General features: G+C 64.2%; 19 protein-coding genes and 1 pseudogene. 10 read left to right on the top strand and 10 right to left on the bottom strand.

Annotated features, from left to right (window positions below):
* Nucleotides 1-170: 170 nt before the first annotated feature.
* Nucleotides 171-671, bottom strand: a complete 501-nt coding sequence (locus AKN84_RS18125) for a hypothetical protein (protein ID WP_050422020.1) — start codon at nucleotides 669-671, stop codon at nucleotides 171-173.
* A gap of 49 nt (nucleotides 672-720) precedes the next feature.
* Here AKN84_RS18125 and AKN84_RS18120 point away from each other — a divergent pair, with 49 nt between their 5' ends.
* From AKN84_RS18120 to AKN84_RS18105, 4 genes are all read left to right on the top strand, one after another.
* Nucleotides 721-1,404: a nuclear transport factor 2 family protein gene (locus tag AKN84_RS18120; RefSeq protein WP_244485244.1), complete on the top strand. Its 684-nt coding sequence runs from the start codon at nucleotides 721-723 to the stop codon at nucleotides 1,402-1,404.
* Nucleotides 1,405-1,453: 49 nt separating this feature from the next.
* Entirely contained in the window at nucleotides 1,454-1,801 is a 348-nt protein-coding gene (locus AKN84_RS18115; RefSeq protein ID WP_050422018.1) for an MmcQ/YjbR family DNA-binding protein, read from the top strand.
* Between the two features lie 155 nt (nucleotides 1,802-1,956).
* The gene (locus tag AKN84_RS18110; protein WP_050422017.1) at nucleotides 1,957-2,310 is read left to right on the top strand and encodes a hypothetical protein; all 354 of its coding nucleotides are present in this window, start codon (nucleotides 1,957-1,959) and stop codon (nucleotides 2,308-2,310) included.
* Between the two features lie 220 nt (nucleotides 2,311-2,530).
* Nucleotides 2,531-2,917: a hypothetical protein gene (locus tag AKN84_RS18105; protein ID WP_244485242.1), complete on the top strand. Its 387-nt coding sequence runs from the start codon at nucleotides 2,531-2,533 to the stop codon at nucleotides 2,915-2,917.
* Nucleotides 2,918-3,014: 97 nt separating this feature from the next.
* On the opposite strand, the gene bfr is transcribed toward AKN84_RS18105, so the two are convergent.
* Both bfr and AKN84_RS18095 read right to left on the bottom strand, forming a co-directional pair.
* Nucleotides 3,015-3,503: a bacterioferritin gene (gene bfr / locus AKN84_RS18100; protein ID WP_050422038.1), complete on the bottom strand. Its 489-nt coding sequence runs from the start codon at nucleotides 3,501-3,503 to the stop codon at nucleotides 3,015-3,017.
* A 222-nt stretch (nucleotides 3,504-3,725) separates the two neighbouring features.
* Nucleotides 3,726-4,001 carry a (2Fe-2S)-binding protein gene (locus AKN84_RS18095; protein WP_050422037.1) on the bottom strand — a complete coding sequence of 92 codons (276 nt, stop codon included), beginning with the start codon at nucleotides 3,999-4,001 and terminating at the stop codon, nucleotides 3,726-3,728.
* Between the two features lie 385 nt (nucleotides 4,002-4,386).
* Between AKN84_RS18095 and AKN84_RS18090 the strand changes: the two genes are divergently transcribed.
* Together AKN84_RS18090 and AKN84_RS18085 are read left to right on the top strand one after the other, a co-directional pair.
* Entirely contained in the window at nucleotides 4,387-4,692 is a 306-nt protein-coding gene (locus AKN84_RS18090; RefSeq protein ID WP_050422015.1) for a hypothetical protein, read from the top strand.
* A gap of 236 nt (nucleotides 4,693-4,928) precedes the next feature.
* Entirely contained in the window at nucleotides 4,929-5,213 is a 285-nt protein-coding gene (locus AKN84_RS18085; protein WP_050422014.1) for a hypothetical protein, read from the top strand.
* A gap of 85 nt (nucleotides 5,214-5,298) precedes the next feature.
* Here the strand turns inward: AKN84_RS18085 and AKN84_RS18080 are convergent, their stop codons facing one another.
* Complete coding sequence (locus tag AKN84_RS18080; RefSeq protein ID WP_050422013.1) at nucleotides 5,299-6,531, bottom strand: lytic murein transglycosylase; 1,233 nt, start codon at nucleotides 6,529-6,531, stop codon at nucleotides 5,299-5,301.
* 82 nt (nucleotides 6,532-6,613) lie between these two features.
* Between AKN84_RS18080 and AKN84_RS18075 the strand changes: the two genes are divergently transcribed.
* Nucleotides 6,614-7,705: a toll/interleukin-1 receptor domain-containing protein gene (locus AKN84_RS18075; protein WP_128970944.1), complete on the top strand. Its 1,092-nt coding sequence runs from the start codon at nucleotides 6,614-6,616 to the stop codon at nucleotides 7,703-7,705.
* 129 nt (nucleotides 7,706-7,834) lie between these two features.
* On the opposite strand, the gene AKN84_RS18070 is transcribed toward AKN84_RS18075, so the two are convergent.
* Entirely contained in the window at nucleotides 7,835-8,419 is a 585-nt protein-coding gene (locus AKN84_RS18070) for a TIGR00645 family protein (protein WP_050422011.1), read from the bottom strand.
* A gap of 166 nt (nucleotides 8,420-8,585) precedes the next feature.
* Nucleotides 8,586-10,234: pseudogene (gene ettA, locus AKN84_RS18065) on the bottom strand (energy-dependent translational throttle protein EttA).
* Nucleotides 10,235-10,508: 274 nt separating this feature from the next.
* Between ettA and AKN84_RS18060 the strand changes: the two are divergent.
* Nucleotides 10,509-10,751 (top strand): hypothetical protein, encoded by a 243-nt coding sequence (locus AKN84_RS18060; RefSeq protein WP_050422010.1) that lies wholly within the window; start codon nucleotides 10,509-10,511, stop codon nucleotides 10,749-10,751.
* Nucleotides 10,752-10,875: 124 nt separating this feature from the next.
* Nucleotides 10,876-11,838: a D-2-hydroxyacid dehydrogenase family protein gene (locus tag AKN84_RS18055; RefSeq protein WP_050422036.1), complete on the top strand. Its 963-nt coding sequence runs from the start codon at nucleotides 10,876-10,878 to the stop codon at nucleotides 11,836-11,838.
* A gap of 69 nt (nucleotides 11,839-11,907) precedes the next feature.
* Here the strand turns inward: AKN84_RS18055 and AKN84_RS18050 are convergent, their stop codons facing one another.
* Nucleotides 11,908-13,149 (bottom strand): L,D-transpeptidase family protein, encoded by a 1,242-nt coding sequence (locus tag AKN84_RS18050; protein WP_050422009.1) that lies wholly within the window; start codon nucleotides 13,147-13,149, stop codon nucleotides 11,908-11,910.
* An 897-nt stretch (nucleotides 13,150-14,046) separates the two neighbouring features.
* Between AKN84_RS18050 and AKN84_RS47780 the strand changes: the two genes are divergently transcribed.
* Entirely contained in the window at nucleotides 14,047-14,325 is a 279-nt protein-coding gene (locus AKN84_RS47780; protein WP_050422008.1) for a hypothetical protein, read from the top strand.
* A gap of 223 nt (nucleotides 14,326-14,548) precedes the next feature.
* On the opposite strand, the gene sseA is transcribed toward AKN84_RS47780, so the two are convergent.
* From sseA to AKN84_RS18030, 3 genes are read right to left on the bottom strand one after another with little or no spacing between them, the layout of a single operon-like run.
* Nucleotides 14,549-15,406 (bottom strand): 3-mercaptopyruvate sulfurtransferase, encoded by an 858-nt coding sequence (sseA, locus tag AKN84_RS18040; RefSeq protein WP_050422007.1) that lies wholly within the window; start codon nucleotides 15,404-15,406, stop codon nucleotides 14,549-14,551.
* A 30-nt stretch (nucleotides 15,407-15,436) separates the two neighbouring features.
* Nucleotides 15,437-15,850, bottom strand: a complete 414-nt coding sequence (locus AKN84_RS18035) for a rhodanese-like domain-containing protein (RefSeq protein WP_050422006.1) — start codon at nucleotides 15,848-15,850, stop codon at nucleotides 15,437-15,439.
* A 59-nt stretch (nucleotides 15,851-15,909) separates the two neighbouring features.
* Nucleotides 15,910-17,085 (bottom strand): vWA domain-containing protein, encoded by a 1,176-nt coding sequence (locus AKN84_RS18030; protein ID WP_050422005.1) that lies wholly within the window; start codon nucleotides 17,083-17,085, stop codon nucleotides 15,910-15,912.
* Nucleotides 17,086-17,122: the final 37 nt, after the last annotated feature.

Raw genomic sequence — 17,122 nt, 5'->3', positions numbered from 1 at the left:
CTCCCCCGTTGGGGAGAGGTCGAAGCAAATCGGGTGAGGGGGCGCAGCTCTAACGAGGGACCGTAACCCCTCACCCGGCGCGACGCGCCGACCTCTCCCAAGGGAGAGGTGAACCTCCGCTGCCGATCCAGTTCAACCTAATCTCATCACGCATTAGTCCAGCCGCGGCTTCAGAACGGAACCTGCACGCCGAGCCGGTCGAAGAAGGCCCGCCCCCGATCGGTGATCCGCAACGCACGCGGAATCCGATGCGGCGCAACGCCGCGCATCTCGACCAGCCGCGCCAGCACGGCATTGGCGAACGGACCCGCGAGGTGCGGCACGCGCTCGGTCCAGTCATTGCAAAGCCGCAGATGCGGCTGCCGCGCCGGATCGAAATCGATCGCCTCGGCGCGACACCACGCCAGCCCCTGCTCGGTCACGCGACCATCGCGGCCATCGATGATGACGAGGCGACGGCGGATCAGCGCATTCGACAACAGCACGCCGAGCTGGCCCGCAAGATGATGGTAGCAGGTGCGCGATTGCCTGAGCTGCTCGGCCGGTATCGCGCGCCTGGGTGCGGCAGTGGTCTTCGCCGCGAGATCGACCAGGTTCTCGATCAGCGCCGCGACGTCGTCGTCCCTGATCCGGTAATATCTGAACCTGCCCTGCGCCCACACCGACAGCACGCGCGCATCGACCAGCTTCTGCAGATGCGCACTGGCGCCCTACGGTGAAATGCCGGCCACCGCGGCCAGCTCGCCCGCCGGAAGCGCCTTGCCGTCGGCAAGCGCGCTGACCATGGCCTCGCGCACCGGATCGCCCAATGCCTCGGCGATCCGCGAAAATCCCGTCTGCACGGATTGGGATGATCCCACCGCATCGTCCTCCATATCGGACCAAATCGTCCTACCCGCATTCGCGACGCCGCGAAACTCATTTCAGATTTTCCTGAAACGTCAGGGCCGCTGCTTCCGGTCAAATCGGCGGCAGTCGACGACACACAAGGGAACAATCATGACAGAAGCCAACAAAGAGGCGGAACGCATCTACAAGCTCTGGGATCAGGCCCTCGGCGACAAGGACCTCGAGGCGGCGCTCGCGCTGTACGCACCCGATGCCTCGATCGAAAGCCCGCTGGTCCAGCATTTGATGCAGAGCAAAGACGGGATCGTCCAGGGCCGGGAGGCGTTGCGCGAGTTCATCACACGCGTGTTCCGCACCAACCCGCCGCAGCGGCGGCGCTTCAAGCAGGGCTTCTTCAGCGACGGCCGAATTCTCATCTGGGAATATCCGCGCCAGTCTCCCGATGGCGATCAGATGGATCTCGTCGAGGTCATGGAGATCAGGGACGGCCTGATCCAGCGTCATCGCGTTTATTGGGGATGGTATGCGCTGAATGTGTTGAGGGCGAGCGATTGATCGTCCGCTGTCCGTGACATGGTGAGCCGACGAGATCGCGTTGGCAACCATGTCCGCAAACCGCTTCCGCCGCACGGCGCTGAGCCTGCCCGACGTGATTGAAGGCGCGCATCACGGCACCGCCGATTTCCGCGTCGGCAAGTGCATCTTCGCGACGCTCGGCTATCCCGACAAGGATTGGGGCATGGTGAAGCTGACGCCGGAGCAACAGGCTGTCGTGGTCGAGGCCGAGCCGGAGATCTTCCGTCCGGTGTCGGGCGGCTGGGGCAAGAGCGGCAGCACCAATGTCCGTCTCGCCAAGGCCGATCAGCTCACGCTGCGCAGCGCGCTCACGATGGCGCGGGACAATATCGCGGCGAAGCCTGCGAAGAAGGCACGCGCGAAGAAGCCGGCCTGAACGCCACGATCCCGCACTGCATCACGAAGGCCGCGCCGCTTCGCTCATTCTTTGAGCATGCATCCCGCGCGCGGTTCGTGCCTAATCGCGCAAACACCGGATTCGCGCGCTGGATGTCGCGCGGATCACGCACGAAGTTTTCGCGGAGGAATGCAATGCGAAGGCTGACGCATGGCGCGGTGCTCGCGTGGCTCGTCATCATGGCGGGCGCTGCGCTGGCGTTCGATAACGGCCAATACGACAATGTGCCGCCCGATATCCGCGCCTGGTTCAAGAGCGTGATCGCGCCGAACGGCGTACCCTGCTGCGACATCTCCGACGGCCATCGCACGAGCTACGATGTTCGGGGCGGCGCCTATTGGGTGCCGATCGAGGGCGAATGGATGATGGTGCCGGAGCGGGCCGTGATCCGCGATCGCGGCAATCCGGTCGGCGAGGCCGTGGTGTGGTACGTGCACCACCGCGGCAGCATCATCATCAGCTGCTTCGTTCCGGCGGACGCGGTCTGAGCCGGCACGCCCATCAGACGCGCATCGCACGTCGACGCCGGCTGATCGCGCCAATTTGAAACATTCACGTCCTGTTAACCTTACTTTTTAACCAATAATTAAGGATGAGTTTGCGGGCGCCCTGAGGCGCGGCCTAGCGTCAGCACAAATGCTCCGTAACCGCGGGTTGGTGCGTGCCATGACGTATCGAAGAACGGCGTATCGAACATCCGGGGCGCTGATGGCGTCCCTCGGCATTGCAGCGCTGCTGCTTGCTTCCTCGACCGAGACCGATGCGAGATCCGGAACGGCGCCGCGCGGCGCCTTCTCCTCGCACCATCCGGCCTTCCGCCATCATGTGCGGGTGCCCGGCATCGTGTTGCCGGGGACGAGCGGATATTACGACGACGCGCTCGCCACTGCGCCGCTCGCCGCCGAGGTGCCGGCGCCGGTCTCGAACGACGTCCGTTACACCTACACCCAGGACGTGCCTTGGGATTGGGCGCACCGCTATCCGCCGGCCGTGGCGCCGTCGGATCGCCCCTATGTGTCGAGCTGTCCCACGGAGACCGTGACGGTGCCGGGACGCGGCGGCGACCGCACCATCAACATCATGCGGTGCTACTGAGCGCGAGCTCGGTTGCGGATCGCGAAAACGGAAGAGGCCGCCCGCAAGGACGGCCTCTCGTATTTTTAGCACCACTCAGCGAGCGCGAAACAGCCGCTCAGTGATCCTCGCCCTTCAGATGACCGACGTGCTTCTGGGTGTAGAGTTCGAGACCGATGCGCTTGATCAGGTCGAGCTGGGTCTCGAGGAAGTCGATGTGGTCTTCCTCGTCCTTCATCAGCTGCTCGAACAGGTCGCGGCTGACGTAATCCTTGACGCCGTGGCAGTAGGTTGCCGCCTCCTGGTAAAGGGTGCGGGCGCCGATCTCGGCGGCCAGGTCACACTCGATGATCTCCTTGACGTCCTGGCCGATCTTCAGGGGATCGAGCACCTGCAGGTTCGGGAAGCCGTCGAGGAACAGGATGCGATCGACGAATTTGTCGGCGTGCTCCATCTCCTCGATGGATTCCTTGCGCCAGACCTTGGCCATCTCCAGGAGGCCCCAATTGTTGAGCATCCGGTAGTGCAGCCAGTACTGATTGATGGCGGTCAGTTCGCTGCGCAGCCCCTTGTTCAGATAGTCGATGACCTTCGGGTCGCCTTGCATGATCCACTCCACCTGTCGCGGCCAAACCGGCCAGCACTGAATTTAGAATGCTTCTAAATCAGATTACCGGAGAGAGCAACCCATCGCGGAAGCAGCGCGTGGATAACCGGGATTCGGTGGATTTGGAGAGGACAGAGCGTTCCCGCAGCGTGAAAGCCGGCTCGCGGGCAGAAAACGCGTCAGAACAAGAACTGGAGCTTTGGCTCAGGGCCGAAGATTGCCTCAGCAGGCCGCGAGTGCGAATTCGGCCGGCTCGGCATCTTCGTCGTTGGCGGCGTGGGGATGGCCGCTGTGCGGGCAGCCGGAGCAGCAGGCCTTGGCGCAGGGACCGAGTGCCTCGTCGATGATTGCCTTGATAGTGCGCGCGCAGCGGCCGCATTCGGCGCTACAGCCGAGGCAGCCGTACACCTGCTTGGCATTTCGTGTCACGGACCCGCCACCGTTCACGGCATTGCGGACATCGTGGTCGCTGAGGACGTTACAGGAACAGACAATCATCAGAGGAGGCAGGTCCAACGGGTGATGCTTGGCAATATGGATATTGTCGAGCCCCGCCGGATGCAAAAGGAAAAAGCGGTTCTTGTAGCAATTCCAAACTGATGCGGGATTCATATTGGAATGAATCTAAATCGGCCGCGCCGCCCTTCCGGGAATAGGAAACCTGCCCGGCGGCTCTACCGGCCCAATCCGGCTTCGCTCGGCACAGCCACCGCTTCACTGCGGCACGACGGGCTTGTGCGTTGCAAGATATGCCAAAAGCTGCAAGCATTTGGTCGCGAATACGGCAGCGTCGTTCATTGATCATTCAAGCGGAATATGGAACCCTCAGACGAGACAGATCGCCAACGCACGCTGTCCCTGCTCCCGTGAGAAAGGTGAGGTCATGAAGAAGACATTGCTGGCGCTTTGCGCCGCCGCCACTCTGGCGGTTTCGGCTGTGGCGGTGCCCGCCCCCGCCCAGGCACAACGCGGTGTCGCCGCAGGCGTCGCTGCGGGATTGATCGGTGGCGCCATCGTCGGCGGCGCGATCGCTTCGCAAAACGGCTATTACGGTCCCGGCTATGGCTACTACGCACCCGGTCCGGCCTATGTCGCCGAGCCCGGCTACGGTCCCGATTGCTTCTGGCAGCGCCAGCGGTTCTGGGACGGCTACACCTGGCGCGTTCGCCGCGTCCGCGTTTGCGATTGATCGCCATTCATCTCGATTAATTCGAACCAGATGTCCCGGAAAACCGACTGTTTGTCCGGGACATCGGCTGTAGATGGCCAGAAAAAACCGCTTTTCTGCGCGATGAGCCTGCGGGCGTTTACTTTCGGTTGACTGTTCTGCGCTGTTTAGCAAGACAGCAGTTCGAGATCAGCGTGCGAGTCACCTAAACCCGGCGTCGAACCACGACGCCACCACCTTCCAGGAGAGCCAAAGACATGAAGAAGACTTTAGCTGCCCTCGTTGCCGTTACCACGATTGCCGGTTCGCTGGCGGTTGCTCCGGCTGCCAAGGCTGGTGACGGCGGCGCCGTCGCGGCCGGCGTTGCCGGCGGCCTGATCGGCGGCGCCCTGCTCGGCGGCGCGATCGCAGGCGCCCGTCCGGCCCCGGTCTATGTTGCACCGGCGCCTGTTTACGTCGAAGAAGCTCCGTGCCGCTGGGTTCGTGAGCGCTTCTGGGACGGCTACGGCTGGCGCTTCCGTCGCGTCCAGGTTTGCGACTGATCGACCGACACGGTTTCAGCATCACACTCGAAAACCCGGCCTTTCGGCCGGGTTTTTGTTTTGCGTCACCGAGCGGACCTCGGACTCAGCGCTGCCCGTTCATCGCGCGCAATACCGCCTCGCTCGGCCAGCAGTCGACCTTCAACCCGGCCTGCTTCTGATAGGCGCCGAGCGCCGCGCGGGTCTGCATCCCGGCCTTGCCGTCGAGCTTGTCCTTGTAGAGGCCGATCTTCGTCAGCTGCTGCTGCATCGCCTCGACGTCGGCGGAGCGGAGCTGCTTGGACGCCGACCATGGCGTCGCGAACGGCTGCGGGCTCGTCATGCGGTCGGCGAGATGGCCGACGAACAACACGTAGAGATCGGAGAAATTGTACTCCTTGATCACGAAGTAGTTCGGCGTGGTCAGGAAGGCCGGACCGTAGATGCCTTCCGGCTGCAATAGCGAGGCCGATTGGGCCTGCTCGGTGGCGCTGAGCTTCTGCCCCCGCACCGGCACGAAGCCCGCCCGCAGCCACTGGCTGATCGGCTTTGTCACTTCGGGCACGCCCATCGTGCAGTCGGCATTGGCGGGTGCCGTGACCTCGTAGGCCCAGCGCACGCCGGGCTGCCAGCCCTTGTTGACGAGCTGCTGCGCGGCGGAAGCGAGCGCGTCCGGCACCGAGTGCCAGATGTCGACCTTGCCGTCGCCGTCGAGGTCGACGCCGTGCTTGTAATACTCCGACGGCAGGAACTGGGTGTAGCCGGTCGCCCCGGCCCAGGACGAGCGCATCTCCTTGCGCGTCACCGCACCCTCACTGAGGATCTTCAGCGCGAGGATGAACTCGGTGCGATACTGATCCTTGCGGCGGCCGACATAGGCCTGCGTCGCCACCACGCGCAGCGTGTCGTAAGGCAGCGAGTAGCGGCCATAGTCGGTCTCGCGGCCCCAGATCGCCAGCACGATCGTCGGGGGAACGCCGAACCGCTTCTCGATCGCATCGAGCGACGAGCGATACTTCTGCAACAGCCGCTGTCCCTCGGCGGCGAGCCGCGCGATCGAGGCTTCCCTGATGTAGTCGGCCGGCACCTGCACGAACTCGGCCTGCGCCGGCGCGCCGGTCTTGGGACGTCCCGGCAGGATCAGATCGGGCAGCTTGTAGTCGGGCTCGAGGGAGCGCGTCTCGCGATCGAAGGTTTCACGCGACACGCCGGCCGCCTTGGCCTCGGGCCACAGCGAGGCGATGAACTGGGTGAACGCGGCATCGGCGGCATATGCCGGCCGCTGCAGCGGCGCACAAAGCAACAGCGCGAATGCGACGATGGTAGCTGGCCATTTCATGATCGATCTCACCCCGCGGAAACAGGCATTGCAACGTGGATTCGGCAATGTCAGAATTCAATTCTGAGTGGTAAGTTTTGCCATGCGCATATTTTTGTCATTTCCCTCCGAATTGGAATCGCAGGCTGACAACATCGCTCAGTCCCTGCGCAATTGCGACCATGACGTTTTCTTTTCGCACGACGATCTCCCGCCGGGCGACAGCTTCGATGCGCGCGTCGAAAAAGCCATCGAAAGCAGCGATTTTATGGTGTTCCTGATCTCACCGGAATCGGTGACCAAGGGCCGTTACACCTTGAGCGAGCTCGCCTTTGCCCGCAGCAAATGGCCGAACCCGAGCAATCGCGTGCTGCCGGTGATGATGGCGCCGACCCCGCTCGACCAGGTTCCGACCTATCTCAAGGCGGTCACGATCCTGGAGCCGCAGGGCAGCGCCGCCGCCGAGACGCGCGCCGCGGTGGATCGCATGCTGGAGGCCAAGAGCGAGCAGTCGCGCGGGCAGCCGAACCTGCCGTTCCTCGTGCTGGCGCTGGCCTCCGCCATCGTGTGCAGCCTGGTCACGACCTATGCGCTCAACGTCCTGCAATATTCGTTCGTCGTCTCCGACGCAGGCGGGATCACGATCCTGCCCGGGGTGATCTTCGGCGCGGCGATCGCGACCTGCAATGTCATGTTTGGCGCGAAGGACCGGTTTCAGCTGGCGCTGGTGGTCGCAATCACGACCGCGGCCTGGATCGCGGCCTATGATGCGAGCGCGGTCACGCTTCAGGCGCTCGGCCAATATGCCAAGACCGTCCCGGCCGACGGCAATGCCGCGAGCCCGGCGCAGATCACCGAGACGCTCGGCAACAATCCGTTGATGGGTTACCTGATCGGCGGCATCGGCGGCGCGGTCGGCGGAGCGATCACCATTCTCGGCGTGCTGCTGACCAACCCCGCGTTCAGGCGGATCGACAGCGTCGTGGTGACCTGGATCGCCGCCATCGCGGCCGGAACCATTTACGGCGCAATCGTCAGGCTGCCGACCTTGCTCGGCTGGCTCGTGCTGTTCGGCGTCTGGCAGAGCGCGTTCATCCTTGCCATGGCCCGCGGATTTCCGCGTGGCGCGGCGCAGATCCCCGAATGGCTCGGCCGATCCGCGCCGGCCTTGTTCGGCTCACGCGCGGCGCGGTGACGCCGCGCTAACATCCCAAGTGGATCGTGAATTTGGATTGAATCAGGCTGCGCACTTGCTTCACCTCTCCCCATTGGGGAGAGGTGGACCTGCGCTGCCAATCCAGTTCAAACCTCATCTCATCACGCTCTAGTGCCCGGACTGCTGCTTGGCGCCCTCGATCGAGTCGTTCGACAGCTTGTCGACGATGGCGATGCCGATGGCCGACAGGATGAAGACGCAGTGGATGATGGTCTGCCACATCACGCCGGTCTCGGTGTAGTTGCCCTTGCCTGACGACAGCGCACCGGCCTCGATGAAGGTGCGCAGCAGATGGATCGAGGAGATGCCGATGATCGCCATCGCCAGCTTGATCTTCAGCACGCTGGCATTGACGTGGCTGAGCCATTCCGGCTCGTCGGGATGTCCCTGCAGATTGAGGCGCGACACGAAGGTCTCGTAGCCGCCGACGATCACCATCACCAAGAGGTTCGAGATCATGACGACGTCGATCAGGCCGAGGACGGCCAGCATGATTTGCTGCTCGCTGAAATCGAACGCATGGGCGAACAGGTGCCACAGTTCCTTCAGGAACAGCACCACATAGACGCCCTGGGCGATGATCAGGCCGACATAGAGCGGCAATTGCAGCCAGCGCGATCCGAAGATCAGCATGGGAACGGGACGCAGCGACCGGCCCTTGAGGGGCGCGCGCGCCTCGGAAATAGCGGACATGTTGGAGTGCTCGCAGGATTCGATTTGCGGGAGCGCTCTATCTACGCAATCCCGCGCGCTTGAAAAGCGACAACTGGCCGCAGATTGCGCCGCGATGCCGTCACGATCCTGCAAACAAGGAACAGTCGAACGCGGCACGATCGCCGCGCTCGACCGCTCGAACCGATCAGCGCGTCAGCTTCTTGTACTTCACGCGGTGCGGAATGATGCTGTCCTGGCCGAGCCGGCGCATCTTGTCCTTCTCGTAGTCCTGGAAGTTACCCTCGAACCATTCGACGTGGCTGTCGCCCTCGAAGGCCAGGATGTGGGTCGCGATGCGGTCGAGGAACCAGCGATCGTGGCTGATGATGACGGCGCAGCCGGCGAAATCCTCCAGCGCCTCCTCCAGCGCGCGCAGCGTATCGACGTCGAGGTCGTTGGTCGGTTCGTCGAGCAGCAGCACGTTGGCGCCCGACTTCAGCATCTTGGCGAGATGCACGCGGTTGCGCTCACCGCCCGACAGCGCGCCGACCTTCTTCTGCTGGTCGGCGCCCTTGAAGTTGAACGCCGAGCAGTAGCCGCGTGAATTGACTTCCTTCTTGCCGAGCAGGATCAGCTCGTTGCCACCGGAGATCTCCTCCCACACGGTCTTGTTGCCCTCGAGCGCGTCGCGCGACTGGTCGACATAGCCGAGATGCACGGTCTCGCCGACCGTGATGGTGCCCTTGTCGGGCGTCTCCTGCTCGGTGATCATCTTGAACAGCGTGGTCTTGCCGGCGCCGTTCGCGCCGATCACGCCGACGATGCCGCCGGGCGGCAGCTTGAAGGTGAGATCGTCGATCAGCAGCCGATCGCCAAAGCCCTTGCTGAGGCCTTCGAAGTCGACGACGTTGGCGCCGAGCCGCTCGCGACCGGGATGATGATCTGCGCGGTCTGGGACTGCTTCTCGCTCGCCTTCTTGAGCAGCTCCTCATAACGCTGATAGCGCGCCTTCGACTTGGCCTGGCGGGCCTTCGGCGAGGATGCGACCCATTCCTGCTCGCGCGCCAGCGTCTTCTGGTGGGCGGCGTCTTCGCGGCCCTCCTGCTCGAGCCGCTTCTGCTTCTGCACCAGCCAGGACGAGTAATTTCCCTCGTAGGGAATGCCGCGGCCGCGGTCGAGCTCGAGGATCCACCCCGTGACGTTGTCGAGGAAGTAGCGGTCGTGGGTCACGATCAGGATCGCGCCGGGATAGTTGCGCAGATGGCCTTCCAGCCACGACACCGACTCGGCGTCGAGATGGTTGGTCGGTTCGTCCAGCAGCAGCAATTCCGGCTGGTCGAGCAGCAGGCGGCACAGCGCGACGCGGCGGCGTTCACCGCCCGATAGTTTCGTGACATCGGCATCGTCGGGCGGGCAGCGCAGCGCATCCATCGCCTGGTCGACCTTGCTGTCGAGATCCCACAGGCCCTGCGCCTCGATCTCGTCCTGCAGCTTGGTCATCTCGTCGGCGGTCTCGTCCGAATAGTTGACGGCGAGCTCGTTGTAGCGGTCGAGGATCGCCTTCTGCTTGGCGACGCCCTGCATGACGTTCTCGCGGACCGAGAGTTTTGGATCGAGATGCGGCTCCTGCTCGAGATAGCCGACGCGGGCGCCCTCGGCGACCCAGGCCTCGCCGTTATATTCCTTGTCGAGACCGGCCATGATCTTGAGCAGCGTCGACTTGCCCGAGCCGTTGACGCCGAGCACGCCGATCTTGGCGTCGGGATAGAAGCTCAGATGGATGTTATCGAGCACCTTGCGGGTCGGGTACGCCTTGGTCAGACCCTGCATGAAATAGATGAACTGGCGAGCCATCCGCTGTCCCTGGAATTGATCCGATTTAGAGGAAATTTTGCTGCCGCCGATGTAACGGCCGGCCCCCGAAAGCGCAACCGCGGGGCGGGCGTTTTCAATCCGTTCACCACGTTCTGTCCATTGGCCACGGGTGATTACGGGTTCGACACCATGTGAGCGCCGAATCACGACAATTGAAACCATCTTTTAATAAATCAGGCCAAAACTCGTCTGCAACGCCGAAAAACGGCGATTTTCGCGGCAGAACCGCGACCAAAACAGTTGAGGCCACGTCATGGCTACCATCATTTCAGCACCGCTTTCGCGCCCGGTGACCAAATCCGAGGCGACGCTGTTCGCCGAATTCCGCGCCTTCTGGCGGGCCTTCGCCGTCAAGGCTTTCAATCCCTACCGGCCGGAACTGCATTATATGCGCGGCCCGGGCCCGGCCTGCCGCGCCAAGCAGATGGCGTTGTCGCCGGCAGTCCGGTCAATGCTCGCCGATATCCGCACCCCGAAGGCGCGCAAGCCGTCCTGAGCTTGGTAGCAATCGCCGCTTTTTTGAAACCGCGGCCGCTTGCGCGCCTGCCGATTGCGCGCAACCATTAGGGATCTCGACGGTCGATTTTCTGCCGTTGCCCTCACCCTGAATGGACCTTCCGATGACGCGGCTCCGCTGTGCAATCCTCGACGACTATTTCGACATCGCGCTCTCGCTGGCGGACTGGCCACAGGTCGAGGATCGCGTCGAGGTCACCGTGTTCGACAAGCCGTTCGTGAGCGAAGCCGAAGCAGCAGGCCAACTGAAGGATTTCGAAATCATCTGCGCGATGCGCGAGCGCACGGCGTTCCCGAAGAGCCTGTTCGATGCGCTGCCCAAGCTGAAGCTCCTGATCACGTCGGGCATGCGCAACGCCGCGATCGATATGGACGCCGCCAAAGCTAGGCAGGTGGTGCTGTGCGGCACCCAATACAGCCGTGACCCCACCGCGCCGCTGACCATGGGCCTGATCCTGGAATTGACCCGCGGCATCGGCCGCGAGAATGCGCGGATGCATGCCGGCGAGCCGTGGCAAACCTTTGCCGGCACCGAGATCGAGGGCAAGACGCTCGGCATCATCGGCCTCGGCAAGCTCGGCAGCAAGGTCGCCGGCATGGCCAAGGTGTTCGGCATGAACGTGATCGCCTGGAGCCCCAACCTGACGCCGGAGAGGTGCAAGGAGGCCGGCGTCGGCTACGCCAGCAAGGACGATCTGTTCGCGACATCAGACATCATCACCATCCATGTCGTGCTGAGCCCGCGCTCGCGCGGACTGGTCGGCGCCGCCGATCTCGCCCGGATGAAGCCATCGGCCTATCTCGTCAACACCGCGCGCGGGCCGATCGTCGACGAGGATGCACTGCTTGCCGCGCTGCGCGAGAAGTCAATCGCCGGCGCCGGCATCGACGTGTTCTCGGCCGAGCCGCTGCCGACGGATCACCCGCTCCGCAAGCTCGACAACGTCGTGATCACACCGCACCTCGGTTATGCGACGCGCGAGAGCCTTCAAGCGCACTATCAGCAGATGGTCGAATGCATCGATGCGTTCACCGAGGGCAGCGAGCCTCCGCGCCGGATCGCCTGAGATCGGGCACCGGCAACAAAAAAGGCGCGCTGTTGGCGCGCCTTTTTCAATGATGAGTTCGCAGGTGGCCTAGCGCACCGTGACCGGCGCGGGCAGCGGCTGCACCGAAGTCGGCTGCGTGCCCGGCAGCGGCGCGGCCTGAGCCTGCGCGGGGGCCATCGGGTTCGCCGGCGCTGCGGATGCCGTCGTCGTTCCCGGCGGCGGGCCACCGGGCAGCACGACCACGCGGGTGCCGACCTTGGCGCGTTCAAACAGATCCGAGACGTCCTCGTTCAGCATGCCGATGCAGCCCGACGAGACGAACTTGCCGATGGTCGACGGCTGGTTGGTGCCGTGAATGCGGTACACGGTCGAGCCGAGATACATCGCGCGGGCGCCGAGCGGGTTGCCGGGTCCGCCAGCCATGAAGCGCGGCAGGTAGGGCTGGCGCTCGATCATCTCGGTCGGCGGATGCCAGTCCGGCCACTCGGCCTTGCGGGTGATCTTCTGCACGCCGGTCCAAGTGAAGCCGTCGCGGCCGACGCGGACGCCGTAACGGACCGCCCGGCCATTGCCCAGGATGTAGTAGAGGTAGGTGTTGGCCGTATCGACCACGATCGTGCCGGCCGGCTCCTTGGTCGCGAACGCCACTTCCTGGCGACGCAGGTTCGGGGCCAGTTGCGCGGGGCCGTCTTCCGGCTGCTCGTCCGGCGGCAGCGCGGCGATCTGCACCGGCTTGCCATTGGCATCGACCGGGGCCTGCTGCCGCGGCACGGCGCCGGTGACGCCCTCGGGCGGACGCATGCCGCCGCGGTCGTCGCCATAGGACACGCCTGCGGCCGGAACACCATTGTCGCGATTGGCCTGCTGCGCGCCCGGACGATCGCCATAGATCACCGGCGGCGGCCCCATCGGACGGCCATAGCGCGGATCATCGGGCGACATCACGGGGCCGGTCGGCGCACCGCGGTCGGAGTAGACCGGAGGAGCGTTCATCGGACGCCCGTAGCGCGGATCGTCCGGCGACATCACGGGACCAGACGGCGCACCACGATCGGAATAGGCCGGCGCATTCATCGGGCGGCCATAGCGCGGGTCGTCCGGCGACATCACCGGGCCCGGCGGCGGCAGCGCGGCCGAACTGCGCGGCGCATCTTCATCGTCGTTGAGGGCGTCGAAATCCGGCATGCTGCCCTGCGGATAGGGCTGGGGCGCTGTCGAATAGCCAGTGCCCTGGGGGGCCGGATAACCCTGCTGCGCATGCGCAAGCGAAGTTCCTGCCAGGCCGAGAGCCGCGGCAGCGCAAATCGTCAGAATGCGGTTGATCATCATTGCTCTATTATAGTCCCCAAGCCACACCGGACTGTTAACGGCCCAATGCAGGAAGATAGCGGCGCATTCAAGACAAATCCGCGAAATCCGGGCTATTTCGGGCATTTGTGATTTGCCGTCAACGCTGCGGCAAAGATGTCTCATGGGTCGGGATTGTTTGTCCACGTGCCCAAAGTCATCAATCACCCGCATTTTGTAACAAACAGTCTCCGGGGGTTGCGATATCTTCGAATCGGCCTGATTCGCGTTCGCGACGCCGGCTTTCTTGTGTGGTCACCGCGTTCCCTCGACATCAAAGACCCTCCCGCAGAAGGGGGAACCCGCGCCCATGCTCCCCGGCCTTCGTTTCCTGTTCGCCGCGATCGTGCTGGCGATATCGCTCCTGGTGTTCGGGTTAGGGGCCGCCGCGCTGTTTCGCGCGGCGCATGAGGAATTCGCCAGCATTCCGGCCCGCCGGGCCCCGCCCGAGCCGCAGTTCGCGCAGCAGCCAGAGACCCCGCCGCCGGTGCTCGCCATGGTGCGGGTCGATCAGCCCGCCGCGGACAAGACGACGACCGACGTTCCCGCTCCCTCGACCGCAGCCGAACCGGCCGTGTCTGAACCGGCCGCTCCTGCGGAGACCCCTGCTGCCGAGCCGAAGAAGCTCGCCGCGGTGAAGGCGGATGATGCGCCGCCGCCCGCCACCCCCAGGGCCGAACCGCAAGCCGTGGAGGCGCCCGCACCGGCGCAATCCACCGAGATCGTTCCGCAGCCTCCGACCCCAGATCCGTCGCCGGCATCGCAGCTGACACCGGCCGCAACCGAAGCGGCACCGGCTCCTGCCGAAGCCAAGTCGCCGCAGTGGCCGATCCATCTGCTGCAACCAGCGAGCCCACGCCTGCTCCACCGGCACCAGCGATGGTTGCGCCGGAGCCGGCATCGCCACCGTCACCCGAGGCGATCGCAGCCGCGACCAGGATCGCAACGTTGGGCGGACCGGAAGTTGTCGTTGAAGCGCCGGCGGCGCCGAAGGCCGCAGAGGCGAAGAAGCCGGAGCACAATGCGACCAGCAAGCCGGCACGTCGCAAGGAACGGCGGCGGATCGTTCGCGCGCGGCCGGTGGTCCGGCAGGCCGTTCAGCAGCAGCAACTCGATCCGTTCGGCAACCCGACCCTGGTGCCGCTCACCCGGCGCTAAAGCCCGATGAAATTAGGTTGAGCTGGAATGGCGTCGAAAGTTCACCTCTCCCTTGGGAGAGGTCATTTGCGCAGCAAATCGGGTGAGGGGTGACGGTCTATCGAGAGAGCAAGAGCCCTCACCTGGATTGCTTCGCAATCCGACCTCTCCCCGCCGGGGAGAGGTGAAGCAAGACCGCGCCAAGCCGATTCAACCAAAGCTCATCCCGCTTTAGGAATATCGATCAGGCCGGCCCCGTCGCGATCGGCGGGCCGCTCGCCTGTCCCCATTCCGACCACGAGCCGTCATACAGCGCGGTGTCGGTGACGCCGATCCGATAGAGCGCAAGCGTCAGCACGCCGGCCGAGACGCCCGAGCCGCAGCTCGTAACAATCGGCGCATCGAGCTTCACGCCGGCCCCGGTGAATGATTTGCGCAGATCGTCGAGCGGCTTCATCTCGCCGGTCGCGGCATCGAACAGCTGGTTGTAGGGCACGTTGCGCGCGCCGGGGATGTGACCGGCACGGATGCCAGGCCGCGGCTCCGGCGCGCGGCCCTCGAAACGCTCGGCGGCGCGCGCATCGATCACCTGCTCCTTGCGGCTTTCGACATTGGCGATCATCTGCTCAATGCTGCGCACCCGCTTCGGATCATAGCTTGCGTGGAACGTCGCTGGCTTCGGCGTCACCTCGCCGCCCTCGATCGCCCTGCCCTCGGCGCGCCACTTCTTCAGGCCGCCGTTGAGGATGCGCACGTTGCGATGACCGTACGACAGGAACATCCACCAGGCGCGGGGTGCTGCGACCCAGCCACCGGAATCGTAGATCACGACGGTGTCGGCATTGCTGACGCCGAGCCCGCCGATGTCGCGACCGAACTGCTCGGCGCTCGGGAACATGTGCGGCAGCGGATTGGAATGATCGGACACCGCATTGACGTCGAAGAACACCGCGCCGGGCAGATGCGCGGCGAGATAATCGTCCTTCGGCAGCGGCAGCACGCCGGGCAGCTTGAAGGTCGCGTCGAGCACCTTGACGTTGGCATCGCCGAGATGCGCGGCCAGCCATTCGGTCGAAACGAGCGGATCGTCGGTGGCGGTCATGATCTGATGTCCTTGCGGGCGTGAGGCCTTTCAGCCCTTCTTCTTCGGCTCCCACGCCTCGATCGGACCTCCGGCCTCGCGCCAGGCGGCAAAGCCGCCGCCCATATGGGCGACCGGCTTCAGGCCCATGTCCTTCGCAGTCTTGGCGGCGAGTGCCGAGCGCAGGCCGCCGGCGCAGTGGAAGATGAACTTCTTGTCTTCCTGGAAGATCGGCTTGGCGTAGGGGCTGTTCGGATCGATCCAGAACTCCAGCATGCCGCGGGTGCAGGAGAACGCGCCGGGGATCTTGCCGTCGCGCTCGATCTCGCGGGGATCGCGGATGTCGACGATGACGACGTCGTTCTTGCCGATCATCGTGATCGCATCGGCCGCGCTGATGGTCTCGATCTCGGCATTGGCCTCGTCGATCATCACCTTGATGCCGCGGTGGATGTTCTGGGGCATGGGGCTCTCCCTGGATGTTGTTGTTGGCACGCCTGTCGGCGCGCGACGCATGTAGCGCTTTAGCGCACCAGCTCCCGCATCGCGTTCTCCAGACCCTCGATCGTGATCGGATACATGCGCTCGGAGAACAGGCGGCGGATGATGGTGGTCGATTCCGAATAGTCCCAGTGCTTCTGCGCCACCGGATTGAGCCACACCGCGTGCGGATAGGTGCGGGTGATGCGGTCGAGCCAGACCGAACCGGCCTCTTCGTTGACGTGCTCGACCGAGCCGCCGGGCACCATGATCTCGTAAGGGCTCATCGAGGCGTCGCCGACGAACACCACCTTGTAGTCGTGCGGGTATTTGTGCAGCACGTCCCAGGTCGGCGTGCGATCGGTGAAGCGCCGCTTGTTCTGCTTCCAGACGCCTTCGTAGAGGCAGTTGTGGAAGTAGAAATATTCCATGTGCTTGAATTCGCTCTTGGCAGCCGAGAACAGCTCCTCGACCTGCTCGATATGCGAATCCATCGAGCCGCCGATATCGAAGAACACCAGCACCTTGACCGCATTGCGCCGCTCGGGGCGCATGTGCACGTCGAGATAGCCGTGGTTGGCGGTCTCCTTGATCGTGGTGTCGAGGTCGAGCTCGTCGGGCGCGCCGGTGCGCGCGAACTTGCGCAGCCGCCGCAGCGCGACCTTGATGTTGCGGATGCCGAGCTCGACATTGCCGTCGAGGTCCTTGAACTCGCGCTTGTCCCACACCTTCACGGCGCGGTTGTTGCGGTTCTTCTCCTGCCCGATCCGCACGCCCTCGGGATTATAGCCGTGGGCGCCGAACGGCGAGGTGCCGGCGGTGCCGACCCACTTGCTGCCGCCCTGGTGGCGGCCCTTCTGTTCCTCGAGCCGCTTCTTCAAGGTCTCCATGAGCTTGTCCCAGCCCATGGCCTCGATCTGCTTCTTCTCTTCCTCGGTGAGATATTTCTCGGCGAGCTTCTTCAGCCACTCCTCGGGGATCTCCGCCTTGCCCATGGCGTCGAGCAGACTCTCGAGCCCCTTGAACACGGTGCCGAACACGCGGTCGAACTTGTCGAGATTGCGCTCGTCCTTCACCAGGGCGGCGCGCGACAAATAGTAGAAGTTCTCGACCGACTGTTCGGCGAGATCGGCGTCAAGCGCTTCCATCAAGGTCAGATATTCCCGTAGCGTCACGGGGACCTGGGCGTCGCGCAGCGATGTGAAGAACTGCAGGAACATGGTTACTTAAATCGCCCGCCCTGCCGGTGCCGTCAAG

It is taken from the genome of Bradyrhizobium tropiciagri (assembly GCF_001189845.1).
Lineage (GTDB): Bacteria > Pseudomonadota > Alphaproteobacteria > Rhizobiales > Xanthobacteraceae > Bradyrhizobium > Bradyrhizobium tropiciagri.
The sequence above is the reverse complement of the archived record's forward strand: the minus strand, read 5'-3'. Positions and strand labels throughout refer to the sequence as shown.

Bases quoted from the DNA above. Each gene is read 5' to 3' on its own strand.
- AKN84_RS18120 (WP_244485244.1), top strand. From the start codon at position 721: ATGCCGGCCACCGCGGCCAGCTCGCCCGCCGGAAGCGCCTTGCCGTCG.
- AKN84_RS18115 (WP_050422018.1), top strand. From the start codon at position 1,454: ATGTCCGCAAACCGCTTCCGCCGCACGGCGCTGAGCCTGCCCGACGTG.
- AKN84_RS18110 (WP_050422017.1), top strand. From the start codon at position 1,957: ATGCGAAGGCTGACGCATGGCGCGGTGCTCGCGTGGCTCGTCATCATG.
- AKN84_RS18105 (WP_244485242.1), top strand. From the start codon at position 2,531: ATGGCGTCCCTCGGCATTGCAGCGCTGCTGCTTGCTTCCTCGACCGAG.
- bfr (WP_050422038.1), bottom strand. From the start codon at position 3,503: ATGCAAGGCGACCCGAAGGTCATCGACTATCTGAACAAGGGGCTGCGC.
- AKN84_RS18095 (WP_050422037.1), bottom strand. From the start codon at position 4,001: ATGATTGTCTGTTCCTGTAACGTCCTCAGCGACCACGATGTCCGCAAT.
- AKN84_RS18090 (WP_050422015.1), top strand. From the start codon at position 4,387: ATGAAGAAGACATTGCTGGCGCTTTGCGCCGCCGCCACTCTGGCGGTT.
- AKN84_RS18085 (WP_050422014.1), top strand. From the start codon at position 4,929: ATGAAGAAGACTTTAGCTGCCCTCGTTGCCGTTACCACGATTGCCGGT.
- AKN84_RS18080 (WP_050422013.1), bottom strand. From the start codon at position 6,531: ATGAAATGGCCAGCTACCATCGTCGCATTCGCGCTGTTGCTTTGTGCG.
- AKN84_RS18075 (WP_128970944.1), top strand. From the start codon at position 6,614: ATGCGCATATTTTTGTCATTTCCCTCCGAATTGGAATCGCAGGCTGAC.
- AKN84_RS18070 (WP_050422011.1), bottom strand. From the start codon at position 8,419: ATGTCCGCTATTTCCGAGGCGCGCGCGCCCCTCAAGGGCCGGTCGCTG.
- AKN84_RS18060 (WP_050422010.1), top strand. From the start codon at position 10,509: ATGGCTACCATCATTTCAGCACCGCTTTCGCGCCCGGTGACCAAATCC.
- AKN84_RS18055 (WP_050422036.1), top strand. From the start codon at position 10,876: ATGACGCGGCTCCGCTGTGCAATCCTCGACGACTATTTCGACATCGCG.
- AKN84_RS18050 (WP_050422009.1), bottom strand. From the start codon at position 13,149: ATGATGATCAACCGCATTCTGACGATTTGCGCTGCCGCGGCTCTCGGC.
- AKN84_RS47780 (WP_050422008.1), top strand. From the start codon at position 14,047: ATGGTTGCGCCGGAGCCGGCATCGCCACCGTCACCCGAGGCGATCGCA.
- sseA (WP_050422007.1), bottom strand. From the start codon at position 15,406: ATGACCGCCACCGACGATCCGCTCGTTTCGACCGAATGGCTGGCCGCG.
- AKN84_RS18035 (WP_050422006.1), bottom strand. From the start codon at position 15,850: ATGCCCCAGAACATCCACCGCGGCATCAAGGTGATGATCGACGAGGCC.
- AKN84_RS18030 (WP_050422005.1), bottom strand. From the start codon at position 17,085: ATGTTCCTGCAGTTCTTCACATCGCTGCGCGACGCCCAGGTCCCCGTG.